Consider the following 2,580-nt stretch of genomic DNA (forward strand, 5'->3'; position numbering starts at 1 on the left):
TTGGAGCGCGCGCTGTTGGATGTGCTGGGGCGGCATGAGGTGCTGCGGACGGTGTTCGCGGTGGCGGACGGGGAGCCGTATCAGCAGATCCTGCCGGTCGAGGAGTGCGGCTTCGACCTGTCTGTTGTCGAGGTGGGTGACGGAGAGCTGGCCGGTGCGGTGGCGCAGGCGCAGGCATGTGCCTTCGATCTGGGTGCTGAGATTCCGCTGCGGGCGAGTCTGTTCGGGGTGGGTCCGGATGAGCATGTGCTCGTGGTGGTGGTGCATCACATTGCGGGTGATGGCTGGTCGATGGGGCCGTTGGCGCGGGACGTCTCGCTGGCTTATGCGGCGCGGTGTGAGGGCCGGGAACCGGTGTGGGATGCGTTGCCGGTGCAGTATGCGGATTATGCGTTGTGGCAGCGGGAGTTGCTGGGTGATGAGGGTGATCCGGTAAGTGTGCTGTCGCGTCAGGTGGAGTACTGGCGTGGTGCGTTGGCGGGGGTGCCGGAGGAGTTGACGCTGCCGACGGGCCGGCCGCGGCCGGCGGTGCTCACTTACCGGGGGCATCGGGCCGGGCTGGAGGTTCCGGCCGAGGTGCATGCGCGGTTGCGTGAGGTGGCCCGTGAGCGTGGCGTGACGGTGTTCATGGTGCTGCAGGCGGCGCTCGCCGTGACGCTGCACCGGCTGGGAGCGGGCACCGATATCCCGATCGGGTCGGCGATTGCCGGGCGGACGGATGAGGCGCTGGACGAGCTGGTCGGCTGCTTCATCAATACGTTGGTGGTGCGTACGGATCTGTCGGGTGATCCGTCGTTCGCCGAGTTGTTGGAGCGGGTGCGGGAGACGGGGCTGCGGGCGTTCGAGCATCAGGATGTGCCGTTCGAGCGGCTGGTGGAGGAGCTGGCGCCTGTTCGTTCTACGGCGCGGCATCCGTTGTTCCAGGTGATGCTGACGGTCCAGAACACCGGTTCGGCGAAGCTGGAGCTGTCTGGGCTTGCGGCTGCGCGTCTGGCCGGCGGGGCTCCCGCGGCCAAGTTCGATCTGGAGATCACTGCCGCGGAGGAGATCGGTGCGGGCGGCGCACCGGCTGGCATGCATGTGCATGTGACCGTCTCTGCGGATGTGTTTGATGCGGAGGCGGCTGTTCGGATTGGGGGTTGTTGGGTTCGGGTGTTGGAGGCGTTGGTGGGGGATCCGTTGGTGCGGGTGGGTGGGGTGGAGGTTGTTGATCCGGTTGAGCGTGGGCGGGTGTTGGTGGAGTGGAATGACACGGCGGTGTCGGTGGGTGTGGGGACGGTGCCGGGGTTGTTTGCGGCGCAGGTGGCGCGGACTCCGGGTGCGGTGGCGGTGGTGGATGAGGGTGTGTCGGTGTCGTATGCGGAGTTGGATGCGCGGGCGAATCGGCTGGCGCGTTTGTTGATTGCGCGGGGTGTGGGGCCGGAGTCGTGTGTGGGGGTGTGTTTGGAGCGTGGGGTGGATTTGGTGGTGGCGTTGTTGGGTGTGGTGAAGGCGGGGGGTGCGTATGTGCCGTTGGATCCGGGTTATCCGGTGGAGCGGATTGCGTATGTGGTGGGGGATGCGGGGTTGGAGGTGGTGCTGACTTCTTCGGTGTTGGCGGGTGTGGTGCCGGGTGGGGTGTCGCGGGTGGTGCTGGATTCGCCGGTGGTGGTGGGTGAGCTTGCGGGTTTGGATGGGTCTTCGGTGGTGGGGGTGGGGCTGCGTGCGGAGCATCCGGCGTATGTGATTTATACGTCGGGGTCGACGGGTCGGCCTAAGGGTGTGGTGGTGTCGCATGTGGGTGTGGCGAGTCTGGTGGCGGGTCATGTGGGGGATTTGGGTGTGGGGCCGGGGGCGCGGGTGGCGCAGTTTGCTTCGGCGGCGTTTGACACGTTCGGGTGGGAGTGGTTGCCGGCGTTGTTGTCGGGTGCGGCGTTGGTGGTGGTGCCGGGTGAGCGGCGTCTGGGTGGGGTGTTGCCGGAGTTTTTGGCTGGGGCTGGGGTGACGCATGTGACGTTGCCGCCGGCGGTGCTGGCGACGTTGGAGGAGGGGTCGGTTGGTGCGGGGGTGGTGTTGGTGGTGGCGGGTGAGGCGTGTCCGCCGGAGGTGGTGGAGCGTTGGGCGCCGGGGCGGGTGATGTTCAACTCGTATGGTCCGACGGAGACGACGGTTGATGCGACGTTGTGGCGGTGTGTGGCGGGTGGGGCGGTGTCGATCGGGTCGCCGGTGGTCAATACGCGGGTGTTCGTGCTGGATGAGCGGTTGGCGCCGGTGCCGGTGGGTGTTGCGGGTGAGTTGTATGTGGCGGGGGCGGGGTTGGCGCGTGGGTATGTGGGGCGGTCGGGTTTGACGGCGGAGCGGTTTGTGGCTGATCCGTTCGCGGGTGATGGTTCGCGGATGTATCGGACGGGGGACCGGGCGCGGTGGACGGCGGAGGGGCGGTTGCTGTTCGCGGGTCGTAGTGATGAGCAGGTGAAGATCCGTGGTTTCCGGATCGAGCCGGGTGAGGTCGAGTCGGTGTTGGTGGGGCATCCGCGGGTCGGACAGGCCGCGGTGGTGGTGCGGGAGGACACCCCGGGCGACAAACGCCTCATCGCCTAC

1 protein-coding gene is annotated in these 2,580 nt (G+C 67.4%); it reads left to right on the forward strand.

Annotated elements, in window-relative coordinates; all coding sequences use genetic code 11:
* On the forward strand, positions 1-2,580 hold a 2,580-nt coding region (locus tag KUM49_RS37930), incomplete at both ends, for an amino acid adenylation domain-containing protein (protein WP_217241519.1).

The organism is Streptomyces sp. AC555_RSS877 (assembly GCF_019049245.1).
Classification (GTDB): Bacteria; Actinomycetota; Actinomycetes; order Streptomycetales; family Streptomycetaceae; genus Streptomyces.